This is a genomic window from Holdemania sp. (assembly GCF_986127675.1).
Map to the genome: position 1 here is coordinate 1 of NZ_CFQZWI010000062.1, position 17,764 is coordinate 17,764.

17 protein-coding genes are annotated in these 17,764 nt (G+C 51.1%); 8 read left to right on the top strand and 9 right to left on the bottom strand.

Annotated features, from left to right (window positions below; all coding sequences use genetic code 11):
* On the bottom strand, positions 1-506 hold a 506-nt coding region (locus AC5OW4_RS09945), incomplete at its 3' end, for a 5-deoxy-glucuronate isomerase (RefSeq protein WP_493676922.1).
* A gap of 77 nt (positions 507-583) precedes the next feature.
* A complete protein-coding gene (locus AC5OW4_RS09950) occupies positions 584-1,555 on the bottom strand; it encodes a helix-turn-helix transcriptional regulator (RefSeq protein WP_072684836.1) in 972 nt (323 codons plus the stop codon).
* Positions 1,556-1,652: 97 nt separating this feature from the next.
* Here AC5OW4_RS09950 and AC5OW4_RS09955 point away from each other — a divergent pair, with 97 nt between their 5' ends.
* Positions 1,653-1,937: an HIRAN domain-containing protein gene (locus tag AC5OW4_RS09955; RefSeq protein ID WP_072684835.1), complete on the top strand. Its 285-nt coding sequence runs from the start codon at positions 1,653-1,655 to the stop codon at positions 1,935-1,937.
* Between the two features lies 1 nt (position 1,938).
* A complete protein-coding gene (locus AC5OW4_RS09960; protein ID WP_072684834.1) occupies positions 1,939-3,063 on the top strand; it encodes a hypothetical protein in 1,125 nt (374 codons plus the stop codon).
* 108 nt (positions 3,064-3,171) lie between these two features.
* Here the strand turns inward: AC5OW4_RS09960 and AC5OW4_RS09965 are convergent, their stop codons facing one another.
* The 4 genes from AC5OW4_RS09965 to AC5OW4_RS09980 all read right to left on the bottom strand — a co-directional run bounded on the left by AC5OW4_RS09965 (position 3,172) and on the right by AC5OW4_RS09980 (position 8,189).
* The gene (locus AC5OW4_RS09965; protein ID WP_072684833.1) at positions 3,172-5,745 is read right to left on the bottom strand and encodes an ABC transporter permease; all 2,574 of its coding nucleotides are present in this window, start codon (positions 5,743-5,745) and stop codon (positions 3,172-3,174) included.
* Positions 5,742-6,425, bottom strand: coding sequence for an ABC transporter ATP-binding protein (locus tag AC5OW4_RS09970; RefSeq protein WP_072684832.1), 684 nt, complete (start codon positions 6,423-6,425; stop codon positions 5,742-5,744). Before AC5OW4_RS09970 ends, AC5OW4_RS09965 begins: the two co-directional genes overlap by 4 nt.
* A gap of 78 nt (positions 6,426-6,503) precedes the next feature.
* Complete coding sequence (locus AC5OW4_RS09975) at positions 6,504-7,499, bottom strand: sensor histidine kinase (protein WP_072684831.1); 996 nt, start codon at positions 7,497-7,499, stop codon at positions 6,504-6,506.
* Positions 7,500-7,502: 3 nt separating this feature from the next.
* Positions 7,503-8,189 (bottom strand): response regulator transcription factor, encoded by a 687-nt coding sequence (locus AC5OW4_RS09980; RefSeq protein ID WP_072684830.1) that lies wholly within the window; start codon positions 8,187-8,189, stop codon positions 7,503-7,505.
* Positions 8,190-8,371: 182 nt separating this feature from the next.
* Here AC5OW4_RS09980 and AC5OW4_RS09985 point away from each other — a divergent pair, with 182 nt between their 5' ends.
* From AC5OW4_RS09985 to AC5OW4_RS09995, 3 genes are all read left to right on the top strand, one after another.
* The gene (locus tag AC5OW4_RS09985; protein WP_195397670.1) at positions 8,372-8,824 is read left to right on the top strand and encodes a hypothetical protein; all 453 of its coding nucleotides are present in this window, start codon (positions 8,372-8,374) and stop codon (positions 8,822-8,824) included.
* Complete coding sequence (locus AC5OW4_RS09990; protein WP_195397669.1) at positions 8,817-9,152, top strand: hypothetical protein; 336 nt, start codon at positions 8,817-8,819, stop codon at positions 9,150-9,152. Before AC5OW4_RS09985 ends, AC5OW4_RS09990 begins: the two co-directional genes overlap by 8 nt.
* A 135-nt stretch (positions 9,153-9,287) precedes the next feature.
* Entirely contained in the window at positions 9,288-9,770 is a 483-nt protein-coding gene (locus AC5OW4_RS09995; protein ID WP_195397668.1) for a GNAT family N-acetyltransferase, read from the top strand.
* A 170-nt stretch (positions 9,771-9,940) separates the two neighbouring features.
* Here AC5OW4_RS09995 and AC5OW4_RS10000 read toward each other — a convergent pair whose 3' ends face one another.
* The 3 genes from AC5OW4_RS10000 to AC5OW4_RS10010 all read right to left on the bottom strand — a co-directional run bounded on the left by AC5OW4_RS10000 (position 9,941) and on the right by AC5OW4_RS10010 (position 12,726).
* Positions 9,941-10,786: an aminoglycoside phosphotransferase family protein gene (locus AC5OW4_RS10000; RefSeq protein WP_195397667.1), complete on the bottom strand. Its 846-nt coding sequence runs from the start codon at positions 10,784-10,786 to the stop codon at positions 9,941-9,943.
* Between the two features lie 123 nt (positions 10,787-10,909).
* Entirely contained in the window at positions 10,910-12,130 is a 1,221-nt protein-coding gene (gene pepT, locus AC5OW4_RS10005) for a peptidase T (protein WP_195397666.1), read from the bottom strand.
* Positions 12,127-12,726, bottom strand: a complete 600-nt coding sequence (locus AC5OW4_RS10010; RefSeq protein ID WP_072684825.1) for a DUF1349 domain-containing protein — start codon at positions 12,724-12,726, stop codon at positions 12,127-12,129. The genes pepT and AC5OW4_RS10010 overlap by 4 nt, the downstream gene beginning before the upstream one ends.
* A 210-nt stretch (positions 12,727-12,936) precedes the next feature.
* Here AC5OW4_RS10010 and AC5OW4_RS10015 point away from each other — a divergent pair, with 210 nt between their 5' ends.
* The 3 genes from AC5OW4_RS10015 to AC5OW4_RS10025 are packed head-to-tail and all read left to right on the top strand — an operon-like array spanning position 12,937 to position 17,547.
* The gene (locus tag AC5OW4_RS10015; protein WP_159432803.1) at positions 12,937-13,365 is read left to right on the top strand and encodes a MarR family winged helix-turn-helix transcriptional regulator; all 429 of its coding nucleotides are present in this window, start codon (positions 12,937-12,939) and stop codon (positions 13,363-13,365) included.
* Positions 13,356-16,262, top strand: coding sequence for an acyl-CoA dehydratase activase (locus tag AC5OW4_RS10020; protein WP_308559963.1), 2,907 nt, complete (start codon positions 13,356-13,358; stop codon positions 16,260-16,262). The genes AC5OW4_RS10015 and AC5OW4_RS10020 overlap by 10 nt, the downstream gene beginning before the upstream one ends.
* Entirely contained in the window at positions 16,255-17,547 is a 1,293-nt protein-coding gene (locus AC5OW4_RS10025) for a 2-hydroxyacyl-CoA dehydratase (RefSeq protein WP_072684822.1), read from the top strand. Before AC5OW4_RS10020 ends, AC5OW4_RS10025 begins: the two co-directional genes overlap by 8 nt.
* Positions 17,548-17,764: the final 217 nt, after the last annotated feature.

A 17,764-nucleotide genomic window follows, 5' to 3' on the forward strand; every position in this document is an offset into this window, starting at 1 on the left:
CTGAACTGATTGATCGTTCTTGCGTTGGATGTTTTTAAATCGCCCATCGGACGCTTGTTCGCATCCTGAATTGAGATAAAGGTCGTTTTGCACGGCTTATGCGCCGGCGCGCTGACCATATAGAATTTTGCCGGATGGGCGGCATCATCGCTCGCAAAGGTGACTTCCTTTGTCCCCATCGTGATATACAGGCAATCTTCATGCCCCATTTTGTATTCGACGCCGTCTGCAGTGATCACGCCCGGTTCGCCAATGTTGAAGATCCCGATTTCCCGGCGCTCCAGGAAAAAATGCGTGCCGAAATTTTTCCAGCAGTCGATGCCCTTGTCAATTGAAACCGTTTCGTTGACCGGCATGCAGCCTAAAGTGACCATGCGGTCGACGTGCGAATAAACCGCGGTAACTTCATCCGCCTTGAACAGATCAGTAATCAGGAATTCATCCCGAATCTCATCTGTGGTGTAGCGCTTGAAATCCCGCTGGTTAACAGAATAACGAATATCCATAATCGCGTCCTCCTTTTTCTTTCTGTCCCTATCATACCGCATTTTTCTTAACTTGTATACAAGTTTTAGAAACTTTTTTATTTTTTCTCATAACGGCTCAGCGCGGCGCTGAAAATTGTCTTCATTTCTTCCCTGACGGAGGCCGGTTCCAGGATTTCCATCCACTTCGCATACTGCATCGCCAGGTAAATCACGCCCTCGCGGCTGCCCTTCACCCGCGTGATAAAATGCTCCGGATCCTGCACGACAATTTGAATTTCCCTGCCGAAATGATCGACGATGTCATCCAGAATCCGCCGGTGGCATAACAGAATAAAATCAAGCACTTCCCCACCGTACATGTAAACTTTTGTCTTGGCGTATTCGTAAGGATCGCACAGCGGCCCCAGCGGTTCCTTCAGCGCCTCGCGTTTTTGGATATTGCGGATCTTATCCACACGGTAATGACTGAAATCCCGGTACTTTTCATGGCGGGCGATCAGATATGTTTTTTCATTCTCATAGACCAGATAAACTGGCTGAACGACATAGGGTGCGGTGCGGCGGGGAACCAGCTGCAGTTTTTCATTATATTGAACATAATCGAATTCCACCGCGCATTTTTCTTCCACTGCTTCCAACAAAATTTGAAGACTGAAGAAGAAATCCTGATTGTCTTTCTTGCGCAGATTATCAATATAAACCATATTGCGATATTTTTGAGCGGTGTAGTGGCTCTGGGTCGCCAGGAGTTTCTTGATCAGATCGTTGGAATGCTTGCGGGGAATAAAATTGGACGCATGCACGGCGTTGCACAGAAGCATGATTTCCGATTCTTCAAAATCCCGGTTATCCAGATAATACCCGTGTCCATTTTCCTGATAGGTGCTGATTTCATAACCAAATTCCTTCAACATCTGAATGTTGGCGTACAGAGTCCGCCGTTCGATCGGGCACTGATACAGCTGCTCCATTTTCTGTTGGATCTGCGCCGCTGTCAGCGGATGATCGCGGTCGCTTTCCCGCTGCAGAATCTCCAGAACCGCCAGCACGCTCGTTTTCTTTTCCATCGCTCTACTCACCTCTGTCTTTATTATAAAGCTGGCAGGTTTTTTGTACAGTTAAAGCACTATAATGACGCTGTAAATACAAAAAGGAGTGAAATTCATGAATTACATCACGATCGTCGCAACACACCAATTCTTCGGAACTGATATCTTCAAGGTTGGTCAAATCCTGACCGGCGTCAAGGAACCAGAAAACAGTTTTGACAGTGAAGCGATCAAAGTCGTTACAGAAAGCGACGTGCCCTGCGGTTACATTGCCAACAGCGTGCATACGGTCGCAAAAGGCTGCCATTCCGCCGGACGGATTTATGATTCCTTCGAGAACCGGGTCAAAATGAAAGTGTTGTTTATCGTTAAAAACGTCGTCATCGCAGAAATTCTTTAATATGAAAAAGTTAAAGATCATTTTCCAGGCGCTGTTCCGCAGGCTTCGGACGCACTGGAAAAAACCGGCTGCGCCTGTTGTTTCACCTGCGGCCGCCCCGTTGCCGCCTCCGCCGGTCTTTCCGTTTCCGGTTCATAGCGGAGATCTGGTTTGGTGCTTAATGCCGCTGCCTCAAAAAGAGCTGGATCAGATTCCGGAAGGTCACCAGATTCGGCCTTATTGGATCGCAGCGGTGAAAACAGATCATGTAACAGGGTTTTACTGTTCATCCAAGCCGATTAAAAAGTGTCCCGCCGCTTCTCAGTTCGTTATTTCCAATGCCGTGACGCAAATCCGTGATACCCATGTCGATCTGCGGCGGATCTTCCGCATTCCGGCTGCGAATCTGATCGAGCCGATCTGTTCAGTTCCCGCCGTCGTGCAAACTCAGGCGAATAAACGGTTGATTCTGCAGCATCGTCAAAATCAAAACCGGCCGGCCTTCCGGTTTCCTGTTCCGCTCGTTCCGGCGCCCGGGGATCTTCTGCATTCGCACGGATTGATCCTGGACTGCAGCGAACAGAGCTGCACGATTGTTCCCCGCTGCAACCCCAACGCAGAGGGCGCTGTCGGCGGCAGGATTAACAACAGAGTCTTCTATTTCAATGCCCTCCAGACGCAGACGCTCCCGTTATCCGAGCTCGCTGCCAACGATATAGCCGGACTGGCGGATTGGGAGCTTCTTTCCCGGATCCGTTTGGAAAACAGAAAAGCACGGTCGCGGACTTCGCCGCCCAAACACAAACAGAACGCCTATGTCCGCAAACCTGCGCCATATGCCTGCGGTCAGATTTTAGAGGAATGGGGCGGCCAGCAATATGTGTTCCTCTGCGCGACCCGCACCCATCAGTATGGGTATGTTTATGACGATTTTATGCCCGACAAGCTTGTGTGTCTGAAATCTGATCTGATCGTCACGCCTGAACGGCTTCCAGAGGATCAGCTGAACGACGATCTTGAAGCCTTGATCGAAGCCCAGGAGAATCCGCAGATGCTTCAACTCCTTCGGCAGGTTCAAAAACAGAAAGATCTGCCTTTCCCTTTCCTTCGCAGCACTCCGCCCAGATTCAGAATTTCCGCGATCTGAAGTCGCTGGAAGATCAGCCGGGTTATCCTGTTCGGAATTCCTGATTCTTGAATTCCAGTTTTAACCTGAAAAAAACGGAATCCATGCGGACTCCGTTTTTTATTCTCGCTATTCTTCTTCCTTCAGCGTTTCAATGATATTTTCTTTTCTTACTTTCCGCGTCGCATAGCTCATCATCGTCATGACCATCAGCATCAGCACGGCGACCCCGCCCAGAATCATCGGCCAGGGCATTGCGAATGAAAACCAGAAACTTCCCTGCATCAAATTGTAGTGAAGCAAGGTGATCAGATACAAGCTGACAGGAATGCCGATGGCTGCCGCGCCCAGTCCGTAAAACAGACTTTCAAGCCGGATCATGCGGTTGAACTTCTTTTCATCCATGCCTACTGACCGCAGCATCGCAAACTCCTTGCGCCGCAGCGCGATGTTGGTCGAGATCGTATTGATAACGTTGACCAGGCAGATCATGCAGATCAAGGTGATAAATCCGTAGATAAAGATGGAAACAATCGTCAGCAGCGTTTTATCTTCCCGCTGATTCTGAACCGGACTGTACCAGCTGAAGCTGTGCGTCAGATTCTGCTTGCCAATTTCATCAATCTGCTGGAGCATTGTCTCCTGCTGCCCTGGGACTGCCCGCAGATACAGCTTATCACTGTAAGACCGCGAACCTTTCGCTTCTGTTAAAAGCGTATTCAAATCCGAAACCGGAATCAGCACCGCGAGATTGCCGCCGTAAACGATTTCACTGGAATACAGATCCATATCCGCGGCGAGCGCCATTGGTTTTATCGTCAGCATTTCTCCCGCGTCGCCGATCGAGATCTTCAGGGTGTCCGGTATACTTTTCAAGAACGGAACGTCCGCATACCGTTTTTTCCCGTTCTCTGCGATCTGCGCTCGATAACGGTTAAAGAGGATCCCCGGGATCGCGCCGTCAGCAGGATTCGCCATTGCCGCTTCCGAAATCGAATTTTCAGTCAGAATTCGTGCGTATGTTTCGTCATCCACCGCAAACAACAGCGCCGGATATTCTTCCCCAATCCCTGACCAGTAGTCGTCGAAGTCAAGATTCTGCGTATGCACGGCGGCATACACCTGGGTAATCCGCTGGGTGCCGGCGACTGAAGTCAGCTGGCGAAGCTGGGTGAAGCTGGGCTTTTCTTCGAGGAAGGAATGCGAAGAATAATCCGTAACCCAGGCGTCAGCGAGTTCATCCTGACTGGTCATGCCGACGGCCTGAATCATCATTGTCATCACCGAGGTCACCGTCGTAAACAGAATTAAGCTGACCGCCAGCGATAAAATGGTCAGTCCGGCTTTGCGGCCGCTGCGCTGGATATTTTTGACAGCCAGTTCGCCCTCGATGCCCCACAATTTTCCCGCAGCGAAGGATAAAAAGCGATGGCGGCGTTTCAGCTTCACTTTCTGCGGCTGACGAATCGCCTGGATCGGCGTCATCCGCGCGGCTTTTAAGGCCGGCAGCCAACAGGCAAGAACGATCATCACTACGGAACAAATTACCGTCAAAGCAACCGCAGGAAAGGAAACCACCGTATGAAACGGAACATCGGCGGAAAGGAATTCCAACGATTGAAGCATCGGATTAATCACGCGCAGCGTTACCGCCATTCCGCAGATCCCCGCCAGCACGCCTATCGGTATGGCCGCCAGCGCGATCATCAGCCCTTCCTGAACCACACACCAGAATTTCTGACGGGAAGTCGTGCCGACGCTGGCCAGAATCCCGAACTGCCGGCTGCGTTCAGTCTGTGAAATCGCGAATGCGTTATAAATCAGAAATACCGATCCGGTGATGATAATCAACAATGTCAGCGTCGCCGCTGAGGCAACCATGGCGAAATAACTGTTTTCCCAGAATGGACCGCGAAACCGCAGGACGTTGTTATTCACCCCTGTGGCCGGATACAGCTTGATCTGAAGCTGTGGAAAATCTTCCTGCGGCCGCTGACCGGAATGTTTTAATTTAACATACACAACCGGATCCACACCGGGATCGGTTTCGGAACGGGCCGTGATCGCGGTATAGCCCGGCGACCAGCGCGGTTCCAGATCCGAACGTTCCATGATTCCAACGACAGTGTAATTTCGCGGCTGCAGATCAACGATCGTTTCCGGCTGTTCCGGATCGTAAGGATTGTTTTGATTTAACGGCTGATCCGGACTTTCCTGCAGTACCCGTTGGCCTGTCTGCAGCGTAATCGTCTGACCCAATTCAATTTCAACACCGCCATTGTAGGCAACATGCTCGGAAACCAACAGCTCGTTTTCATTTTCCGGCAGCCGACCGGAGACTAAATGCAGGCCAAGCCGCTGGAAACCTTCCTCGTCGCAGGCCCGGATAAACCAATACGGCTTGTATTCGTTCTGGCTTTCCGGTAAGACGGCGTAGCCCAGATCATCAACCATAAAGGTGTGATCCACCTGTTTATCCGTATTTAAATACTGAATTTCAGTTTCATTGAGATCGCTGTAAGCCAGCTCCCAGTCGCCCGTTTCATAGACCGCCTTGCGTTCCATATAATCAAGAAACGAGGAAGCGAACACACTGACGGCAGTGATCATCGCGACGGAGATGACGATCCCCATCCCCGTGAACAACGTGCGCCGGCGGTTAACCTTCAGCGATTGAAAGGTATATTGATGCAGGATATTCATTGCCGGATCACCTGATCGGAACTGATCCGTCCGTCTTCAATCGCGATGATGCGGTCGGCCTGCAGCGCGATATTTTCATCATGAGTGATGACGATGCAGGTCTGATTGCGCTGCTTGTTCGACATTCTCAGCAGCGTCATGATCTCCTGAGTGTTGCGGCTGTCCAGATTGCCGGTCGGCTCATCCGCTAACAGGATCGCCGGATGATGAATCAGTGCTCTTCCGATCGACACCCGCTGCTGCTGCCCGCCGGAAAGCTGGCTGGGCAGAAAATTCCGCTGCTTGGTTAATCCCAGCTGCTCTAACAGCTGATCGACCGTGTCCCGGTCGACTTTGCGTCCGTCCAGACGCAGCGGCAGCGTAATGTTTTCCTCGACCGTCAGCACAGGAATCAGATTGTAAAACTGGTAGATCAGACCAACTTGACGGCGGCGGAACACCGCCAGCTTATCTTCCTTTAAGTCCGTGATCACCGTTTTGTCAACGACGACCTGACCTTCGCTGGGCTGATCGACGCCGCCCAGAATATGCATCAGCGTTGATTTTCCTGATCCGGAAGGTCCGACAATCGCAACAAACTCGCCTTTATTCACCGTAAAACTGACATGATCCAACGCCGTGATCTGCAGCGCCCCGCGGCCATAAAACCGGCTGCAGTTTTGCACGCTTAATATTTCCATGAGTATTCCTCCTGACACAATCAATATAAACGAAACGGATGACACGCCGATGAAACCGTGGATGACAAATTCGTCATGTTAAATCACCTGGCGGACAAACCGGATTAAAAACCGCGATCCCCGGCCTGGCGTACTTTCCACGCTGAGCGTCCCATCCTGCGCGGCCAGAATCTGCTGAGACATCGCCAAGCCGATACCGACGCTGTCCGGCTTCGCATTTTTGCCACGATAGAATCGTTCAAATAAATGCGGCAGATCCTGCGGATCGATCCCTTCCCCATTATCCTCGATCACAATTTGATCGACCAGGGCTGTGCGCGTACAGAGAATCCGGATCTGTCCGTTGGGCGCGTGTTCGGCGCAGTTGCGCAGAATATTCCCCAGCGCTTCCGCCGTCCAGTTTTCATCGACCGTCAAAACAAACGATTCCGGACATTCCAGCACCCATTCCACATTATTCCGCAGCATCTCCGCTTCCGCTTGGGACAACGCCTTGTTAATCAGGGCACGGATCGTTATGGAATTGGGTAAAAACTGCACCGCCCCGGCCTGCAGCTTCGCCATTTTAAGCAGCGACTGAATCAGCCAGCGCATCCGCGTCAGCTGGGCGGCGATCAAGCGCAGAAATTCCTGTTGCCGAACCGGATCCATGTCCGGCTGCTGCATCAGATCGACCATCATCATCATCGAGGTCAGCGGCGTTTTCAGCTGATGAGAAATATCGCTGAGCGAATCGGAAAGAAACTGCTGCTGCGCCTGCAGCTGTTCCGCACTTTCCCGCAGCTGAACCGTCACCTTATAGATCTCGCTGTGCAGAATACTCAGTTCGCCTTCCTCATAATCCTGCGGATTCATTTGATAAAGACCTTCCCGGACTCTGCGCATCTGATCGTTCAGCTGCCGCAGCCGGCGGTAGCGCCACGCCGTAAACAGACAGAACGCGCTGATCAAAACAGCGGCCAGACTGACGCAGACAATCAGCATCTCCCGGGACGCCGCCGCGGCGATCAGAAAAAAGGGCAGGCATAATCCGATGCAGCCCAGGATAAAAATTTTGATCTCACGATTTCGCATCTGTCATTCCCCCAGTTTGTAGCCTAACCCCCGGATCGTCCGGATCAGCTGCGGATGCGCCGGATCATCCTCCAGCTTTTCCCGCAGCCGCTTAATATAAACCGTCAGCGTATTGTCATTGACGTATTCCCCACCCAGATCCCAGATCGCTTCAAACAGCTGGTCGCGCGTCATGACCTGATTGCGGTGCGTCGCCAAAATTAATAAAAGCCGGTATTCCATGCCTGTCAGAAAGACTTCCTGATTATTCTTAAACACCCGCGCAGCGATCGTATTGATGCTTAAATCCTGATAATTGATCGTCGTTTCGGCCTGTTTTTTTCCGGCCCTGCGCAGTACGGAATTCATCCGGGAAATCAGCTCACGCACGCGAAACGGCTTCGTGATGTAATCGTCCGCCCCCAGGTCCAGCCCCATGACAATATTGACCTCATCGTCACAGGCCGTCAGAAAAATCACCGGGATTTCTTTCAGCCGGGAGTCCTCGCGCATCCGCTTGCAGATCTCATAGCCGCTGCCATCCGGCAGCGTCACGTCCAGCAGCACCAGATCAAAGCTCTCCTGTTGGATTAACTCCAGCCCCTGCGTCTTGGTCATCGCAGTCATGACCTGGTAGCCTTCCTGACTTAGCGTATATTGCAGCGCCGTTAAGATCGCGCTGTCATCCTCTACGCAGCAAATTTTATTCATGTTTATCACCTGATTTTATTATAACCGATCTCTCTGCCAAGCACATGACGAGTTCGTCACTTTGAAACTGACAAATTCATGACGATTGTTCCGGGACGATTGTTGTCGACCGGGATTTCCTTTATAATAGCCTTAAGCTAAGGGACTATCAATGCCCTTAGAAAAAGAAAGAAGGCGTCATCATGACAAAGTGGAAACGGGTTGTGGACAGCTGGAAATGTTCGGTAATTCTGATCGCGGCGATTTCAGGCTGCTTATTTTTTCTGCCGGAGATGCGCAGCATCCGTCAGCTGATGTTTGCCCCTGCCGACATCCAGCCGCAGGATTTCTGGAATATTCAAATACAAAACGCTGACAACGAACAAGCGGAAATCATCTTTCAGCCCTATTCCTATGAGGAACAAACGTTTTTTCAGACATTAGGCGAACGGAGCTGTCTGCTTGCGTCAATTAACGATCATCCGTTACAGGTGATATTTCCCGGGCAATCCGTAAAACTCCATGAAAATGATCAAATCCGCCTTCTCTGGCTGGTCGATCCTCAATTAAAATCACAGCTTAAATCGCGTGTGATTGCAGATCAAGCCTTGGTTTTCAATCATGGCCAGCTGCAGGAGGACGTTGATCATGAATAAGAAAATACGGATTCTGAATATTTTTTTAAGCTTGATTTTAATTGGAATCGCCTTTGTTCACTTTCAATTTGAAGTTCCCGTACTCCACTTCAGTCAGTCCGTCATTGAGGAATGGGAGAATGACTTCGCCAGTGGCGGCGGCTTCGGCGATGTGCTAACCGACGCGATCGAAACTGCGGCAAATGAACAGGACTGGCAGCGAGCCTGGCAGTTGAGTCAACTGTACGCTTTCGTTTATGCCAAACCGGACGTTCAAAGCGGAAAACTCTGTTGGATTGACACTGCGGGCGGACAAAGAAAAACGATCTGCGGCGTTTTAGAACCGTAGCAATTCAGATACCCGATTCTCTTTATCGGCTATTTGCTTCCTATTCATTAGTTGATAAACAAGACACATTGTAAGAATCCCCTATTTTGTAAAAAATCCCCATTCCATTCATTATTGAAAGAAGGAGAACGCCTGATGCTTACTTTTCAAGCCGCTTTCGAAGAAGAAATTGATCTTATTTACCAGCTGTACCGACGTTGTGTTGAAACAAGCCGCGGCAGTTGGGATGACGAATACCCGACCCGTGATTTTGTGGAACAAGATTATCTTCGCCAGGGATTAATGACTTTGAAAAACGAACAGGGCGAGATCGTCGCGGCGGGTGCGATCACGCCGGCGGATGAACTGAAAGATTTAGAATACCGCACGGCTTTGCTTCACCCTCTGGAATTAAGCCGTTTAGCCGTAGATCCGCAGTTTCAGGGGCAGGGATATGGCAAGCTCCTGCTGCAAGTTTTAATAGAAGAAGTACGTAAACGGGGCGCTGATGGAATTCAGCTGTTGGCGGCCAAAGAAAACGCACCCGCCCTGGCCTTGTATCGCGGCGCTGATTTTCAAGAGAAAGGCAGCTGCCGGATGTACGATACTGACTTCATCCTGTTTGAAAAGAAATTGTAAAAGAAGATAATGCTCAAAAAAACAGGAAGTCCACGTCTGCCTCAGCGGTCAGATTGACTTCCTGTTTTATTTCTTGATCTTATCAGAATAGGCAGACCTGAAATCCAACTTCTCGTCAACCAGAAGATAGGTCTATCCACGACGAGTCAGATTAAGAAAAGAAAACAAACTCACGGAATGAGAATCGTGTTCAATTCACTGATTAAATCCAGATACTTTGTGATCAGTGCATTCCAACTTTCCGGAGCTTGAAAGCTGATGACGGCTAAAATTCCTCGTAATAACCAGCAGCGAATTACGGCTGACAGTTTGGTTCTGTCAATCGCCTGATATGTTTCGCTATAACTGTGCAAAAAGGCTTCGATCATTAAAGGATACAGCGCGTGATCGGGTTCGCTTTGAATACACGAGGAAAGACTGGCGGCCAAATCAAAATAACCGTCGCCCAGCCGGGCTTCGCCAAAATCAATAATTCGCAGACCCGAGGTTGTCCAAAGCATATTCCACAATCCCAAATCTCCGTGTATCGGCTGATCTTCACGCAGATTGATTATCAAGCTGTCCTGAAGCAAACTATGAATTGCAGCCTGATGCTCAGCTGTGACCGCAGTCGGAAACCATGCGAACCGGCATTGTGCTTTCTGCTTCAGTTGTCCTAAAGCAAACCGATCAGGAACAACTGGCAGAGTCATCCGCTCCTGAAACAAAACTTTCTGCATCAGCGCAACGGTCTTTCCCATATGCGCGGCCAGCTCCACGCCCCGTGGTCTGTCCGGCGAAGGCTGCAAATATTCCTGAAAATTAAAGAACCGTCCCTGATCCTGCACATAAGCAGCGTGTGTTTTTGTGAGCCTCAAAGCAGGTGCAATTCCCTGCGGCGCCAAAACAGCGGCGAATTCCGCTTCCGTCTTGGCATGAGCTTCCGACGCGATTTCCCTGAAAATTCCCTGAGTTTCACCACACATGATCTTGCGGGCATGACTGGAAATACCACTATGAATTTCTTCTATTATCATTGGTTCTTCTCCCGGCAGCCACTGCCGGAGAACCCTTTTCAAACGATCCGGTTCCATTGACACTCCCCCTCTTTAGCTGATCGTGCAAAAAGCTGAACTATTCCAGTTCAGCCTTTTCATTTTCTATTTCTTCAAATTCGTCGTCGCTTTTACGATGTTCAGCAGAATCTCAACCACCTTGTGCATCTCCTGCACGCTGCATACCTCGTAACGGCCATGGCAGTTCGCCCCGCCCGTGCCCAAATTCGGACATGGCAGCCCCATGAACGTCAGCCGCGCTCCATCGGTGCCGCCGCGGACTTTTTCCACCCATGGCTGCAACCCTGCTTCCGTGATCGCCTGCTTTGCCAGATCTACAATCCATTCCTGATCCTTCAGGATTTCCTTCATATTCCGATACGATTCCTTAATTTCCACCTGCACCAGCGGCTGTCCGTACTTCTGATTCATATACGTCTCCGCTGCCTTCATCGTGGCCATCTGCGCCTGGAACTGCTCGCTGTCATGATTGCGGATGATATATTCCATCACCGTCTGTTCAACATTGCCCTCCATATTGTTCAGATGATTAAAACCTTCAATGCCTTCGGTATATTCCGGGCGATTGAACACCGGCAGCATCGCGTGGAATTCCATCGCGACGTTCAGAGAATTGATCATCTTGTGCTTCGCGCTGCCCGGATGGATCGAGAAGCCTTGAACCGTGACCTTCGCGCTGGCCGCGTTAAACGTTTCATCACTGATCGCTTCCATCTCGCCGCCGTCGACCGTATACGCGAAATCCGCGTGGAAATTCGCAACGTCGAACAAATCTGCGCCGCGGCCGATTTCCTCATCCGGCGTAAAGCCGATCCGGATCTCGCCATGCTTGATCTCCGGGTGCGTCAGCAGCGTTTCCGCCATCGTCAGAATATCTGCGATGCCCGCTTTATCGTCCGCCCCCAGCAGCGTATTGCCGTCGGTAACGATCAGATCCTGGCCTGTGTAACGTGCCATATTCGGAAAATCGCTGACCTTCAGCGTAATCTTGTCATTCAGCGCGATATCCTTGCCATCGTACTGAGGAATGATCCGCGGATTGACGCCTTCGCCGCAGAAATCCGGCGCGGTGTCCATGTGCGCGATAAAGCCGACGGTTGGAACCTCATAGTCCAGATTTGACGGGATCCTGCCGTACAGATAGCCCTGATCCTCCCGAACCTCCTGGATACCCAGCTGTTCCATTTCTTCTTTCAATACCTTTAACAGATCCAGCTGACAGGCTGAGCTGGGGACGGTCGGACTTTCCGGATCCGAAACCGTGTTGATTTTCGCATAGCGAATTAAACGCTCTTCTGGGGTCATAATTTATTCCTCTTTTCTTCCCATTGCAGGCTTTCAATCATCATATCAAAAAACTCAGCGTCAAACGTCGAATTCTTGGGACTGCAGGCATAAAACCCAACCTGCGCGACACCCTCGGTCAACGGCAGCGCAAACTCCCGCAGCCATTTGAATTTCTGGCCATTAAACGAAAATTCGACGCGGAATTCATTCTGCCACCGGTGCAGCCGCAGCGTCAGCGTATGAATGCCGCTGGAAATCGGCATGCCGGCCCAGTCAGAGAAACCGCCGTAAGTCACCGTCGAACAGACCGATGACGCTTGTTCATCGCGATATTCAATTCCCGCCTTGCACCAGCAGGAAGGATCGCTCATGACAAAAATCCCCAGCTGATCATAAACTTCATGCAGCTGCGCGCGAATCGTCACCGTCAGCGTAAAATCCTGACGGATTGGAAGCAAGAGCGCGTGCCCGTTGAATTTATTCAGCTGACGGGCCTGGTTGATCCAGAAATCCGTCGCCGGTTCTGTGCTGAAGATGATCCGGCTGCGCCCGATCGTCCAAAGGGACGGACGGTTCATCCAGACCAGCAGCGAAGTATCCAGCCGTTTTTTCATACTTATCCTTCCTAACTGTTTTTATTATATCAAATTCCCCGGCAAATAGAATTTTGAAAGTGAAAATAAGATGAAAAGAAAAAGAATTTCAGTCAATCGAATTGACTTTTTTATTTAAACGGTTAATATTTAATGCATTAATTATTCAAGAATTAAGAATTGAATTGGAGATGATGGTGTATGCACTATGAAGCTGATGAAAATGAGCTTATGAATCTTGTACGAAGCGTGAACAATCACATGAATCATGTATTGAATCAGTTCTACTCGCCCTACGGTTTAACACGCCCGCAGGCGATGGTTCTTTCGGAAATTGAACGAAATGGTCCGGTCACACTCAGCCTTCTGGCGCAGCGGCTGGGCATGACTACCAGCAATCTCTGCCTGATTGCGCAGCGGCTGGAGAAAAGCGGCTTCTTAAAGCGAAAACGGGATCCGCAGGATCAGCGCAGCGTGATTTTGATCAACACCGCCAAAAGTCACGAGCTGATCCATCAGGTTCAGGAAAACGTTAATGAAATGATCCGGCGCCGGCTGGAATACACCGATCCCGAAAATATGGATAAGATAATGGAGGGACTGCGGTTGTTAAACGCCGTCATGATGAAACAGAATCAGGGGGACAAAGCATGCGATTAGGAATAGATATTGGTTCGACGACGATCAAATATGTCGTCCTGGATGACGCGGGACGCTGCATTGATCAGGATTATCAGCGGCACAGCTGCCAGATCACGGAAAAGCTGATCGAGGTGCTGCAGAAAGTATCCGCCAAATACAATCAGCCGGCCATGGCGTTAGCAGTATCGGGCTCCGCCGCGATGGGCCTGCAGGAAAAATGCAGCATGCCGTTTGTGCAGGAAGTGTACGCGACCCGGATCGCCGCGACGAAAAGACTCGAGGAGGTCGACTGCATCATCGAGCTGGGCGGCGAAGACGCGAAGATTTTATTTCTCAGCGGCGGTCTGGAAGTCCGGATGAACGGCACCTGCGCTGGCGGCACAGGGGCGTTTATCGACCAGATGGCCACGCTTTTAAACTTAAGCACGGAAGAAATGAACGAAGCCGCCAAACAGGCGGAAAAACTCTACACGATCGCCTCCCGCTGCGGCGTGTTCGCCAAGTCGGATATCCAGCCGCTGATCAACCAGGGCGCGGATAAAGAGGACCTGGCCGCCAGTATTTATCAGGCGGTCGTGAATCAGACGATCCAGGGACTGGCGCAGGGACGTAAAATCGAAGGTCATGTCGCCTATTTGGGCGGACCGCTGACCTTCAACAGCGAGCTGCGCGCGGCGTTTGATAAAACGTTGAAGCTCACTGGCGTCTGTCCGGAAAACAGTCTGTATTATGTCGCGATCGGCACTGCGTTATTAGCGGAAGAACCGGTGAATGTCGCCGACGCGATCGAACAGCTGCAGACGATGGACGCGTCCAGCTTTGTCCGTTCCCTGCCGCCGTTGTTTGCGGACGAGGACGAATACCGCCGGTTCAGCGAGCGGCATCAGCGCAATCAGGTCCGGGTTCATGAACCAAAAGAAATTATTGACCGCTGCGCTTTGGGCATTGACGCCGGCAGTACGACAGTCAAAATGGTGCTGATCAACGAGCAGGAAGAAATCCTGTATTCGATGTATCAGCCCAATCAGGGCAACGCGCTGCAGTTGGTCCGGGAAGCGCTGATCGAATTGATGCGCGCCAACCCGCGGATGGAAATCGTGTCCAGCTGCGTCACCGGTTATGGCGAAGATCTGATCCGCAGCGCCTTCGGCGTCGACGCCGGCATCGTGGAAACGATGGCGCATTTCACCGCCAGCCGCAAATATATGCCGGACGTCGATTTCATCATCGACATCGGCGGTCAGGATATCAAATGCTTTAAAATTCATAACGGCACGATCGACAACATCTTCCTTAACGAAGCCTGTTCCAGCGGCTGCGGCAGCTTCCTGCAGACCTTCGCCAACGCGCTGGGCTATGAAATTGAGGATTTCTCGCGGCTCGGCCTGTTCGCCAAACATCCGGTCGATCTGGGCAGCCGCTGCACAGTCTTCATGAATTCCTCAGTCAAGCAGGCGCAGAAGGACGGCGCAACGATTGACGAAATCTCCGCGGGCCTGTCGATCAGCGTCGTTAAAAACGCTTTATATAAGGTTATCCGGACCGCTGACGCAAAGTCTTTGGGCAAACACATCATCACCCAGGGCGGCACCTTCTACAACGACGCGGTGCTGCGGGCCTTCGAGCAGGAACTCGACACCGAGGTTATCCGGCCGAATATCGCCGGCCTGATGGGCGCTTACGGCTGCGCGCTGCACGCCCTGCGCCATTGCCCGGATGCGTCGTCGCTGTTAAATCTCGACCAGCTGGAACATTTCCACAACGAGATCCGCTATGTCCAGTGCGGTTTGTGCAACAACCATTGCCGGCTGACCGTCAACCAGTTTTCCGATGGCCGCAAATATATCGGCGGCAACCGCTGCGAACGCCCGGTTACGAAAAAAAGCACGTCTCAGGACTTGAATATCTACGCCGTCAAGCGCGAGCTGTTAAGTCAGTATAAGCCGGTTCCCGGGCCGCGGGGGAAAATCGGCCTGCCGTTAGCCTTAAATATGATGGAGCTGCTTCCATTCTGGCACACCTTCTTCACGGAGCTGGGCTTCGAGGTCGTCACCTCCGGCTTCGCTTCGCTGGAAAAATACCAGAAAGCGCAGAACTCAATTCCTTCCGACACAATCTGTTTTCCCGCCAAGCTGGTTCACGCTGCGATCCAATCGCTGCTCGACCAACAGATCCCGGCGATTTTCTATCCGTGCATGACCTACAACATGCGTGAAAAAAATGCCGACAACAATTATAACTGTCCGGTCGTCGCTTACTATCCGGAAGTCATCGCCGCCAATATGCAGCAGGTGACGCAATGCGATTTCATCTACGATTATGTCGGCATCCATCGTCAGAAAAATTTCCCGATCAAGGTTCATAAGATTCTGAACCAGCACTTCCGCGTCGGTCTGCGCGAGGTGATCAAGGCCAGCAAGAAGGCGTATGAGGCAAATGATCAGCATCTGGAAACAATCCGGCAAAAGGGTCAGGAAATCATCACGCAGGCCCAGCTGGACGACCGTCAGATCATCGTGCTGGCGGGCCGGCCGTATCACGCTGATCCTCTGGTTTCCCATGATATCGACAAACTGATCACCAGCTACGGCGCGGCGGTCATCAGCGAGGATGTCATCAACGAGGAAGTCGGCAAGAAGGAACTGGGCGTCTGGAACCAATGGACGTATCACTCCCGGCTGTATGCCGCGGCCCGCTATGTCGCAACACAGGAAAAGATGAATCTGGTGCAGCTGGTTTCCTTCGGCTGCGGCGTCGACGCGATCACAACCGACGAAGTGCGGGAGATTCTTGAGGAACACGGCAAGATTTACACGCAGATCAAAATCGACGAAATCACTAACCTGGGCGCGGTCAAAATCCGTCTGCGTTCCCTGTTCGCCGCGCTGAAGCAGGAGGATGAACATCATGACTGATAATAAAGTTTTATTCACGAAAGAAATGCAGAAGGATTACACGATCCTGATTCCGATGATGGCGCCGATCCACTTCCAGCTGCTGCGCAACGTGCTGGTCCACAGCCGGTACAACGTCGAGTTGTTGGAAAACACCGGTCCTTCGGTTGTCGAACAGGGGCTGAAGTATGTCCATAACGACACGTGTTATCCGGCGCTGCTGGTCATCGGCCAGATGATCGACGCACTGAAAAGCGGAAAATACGACGTTCACAAGACGGCGCTGATCATTACGCAGACCGGCGGCGGCTGTCGTGCGAGCAATTATATTTATCTACTTCGCAAAGCCTTGAAAAAAGCAGATCTGGGTTTTGTCCCGGTTATTTCTCTGAATTTATCGGGACTGGATTCCCAGCCGGGTTTTAAATTAAGCCTGTCGATGCTGCAGAAGATGTTGTGCGCGCTGGTCTATGGCGATCTGTTAATGGATCTGACCAATCAGGTGCGGCCATATGAAGTGGCATCCGGCACTGCCGATCAGCTTTGCCAGCACTGGATCGACGACCTCAGCCGTCAGTTTGATCACCGTCAGGGCTTATCCATCGGCGATATGAAGCGCAATATGCGCGATATCGTCATGTCTTACGCCGCGATTGAGCGGCAAAAACGGGACTTAGTCAAAGTCGGCATCGTCGGTGAAATCTATATTAAATATTCGCCGCTGGGCAACAACAGCCTGGAGAAGTTTCTGGCGGAGCAGCAATGTGAGGTAAAGCTGCCGGGGATGATGGGGTTCATGTTGTACTGCGTCTACAACGGCGTTGAAGACGTCAAGCTGTACGGCGGCGGTTTCGTCAAAAAACAGCTGATGAGTTTCGTCTATTCACTGGTGCTGAAACTGGAGAAAATGACGATCGACGCGATCCGCACTTATTCCGATTTTGACGTGCCAGGCTCATTCCCTGAAATGAAAGCAGGCGCCGAGCAGATTATCGGTTTGGGCGCGAAGATGGGCGAGGGCTGGTTATTGACCGGCGAGATGGTTGAACTGAATAAATCGGGATTTAAGAATATTATCTGTACCCAGCCGTTTGGCTGTCTGCCCAATCATATCGTTGGCAAGGGCATGATCCGCAAAATCCGCGAACAGGATCCGGACTGCAACATCGTCGCGATTGATTATGACCCAAGCGCAACGCAGGTCAATCAGGAAAATCGGATTAAGCTGATGTTGTCCATCGCGCGGGAAAATATGAAAAAAGCAGAAACTGACACGGCTTCCATGCCTGTACCCCAGGCTGAATAGCTCAGATTTCAATATCAAAGCAAGAAGGTTGGATCAACCTTCTTTTTTTACGCCTCAGGCTTTCTTATCTTGGGCTGTTTTGACAGACTGATTTCGTCTTTCGATTTCTATCCGGGATCCGTACCTTACAGCTTGTGAAAAAGAACCTTCATACTGTGAAAGAATGATGAAAAATGAAGAAATAGCGGGGCTTTTCGCAAAAAAGCGCAATAGGTAT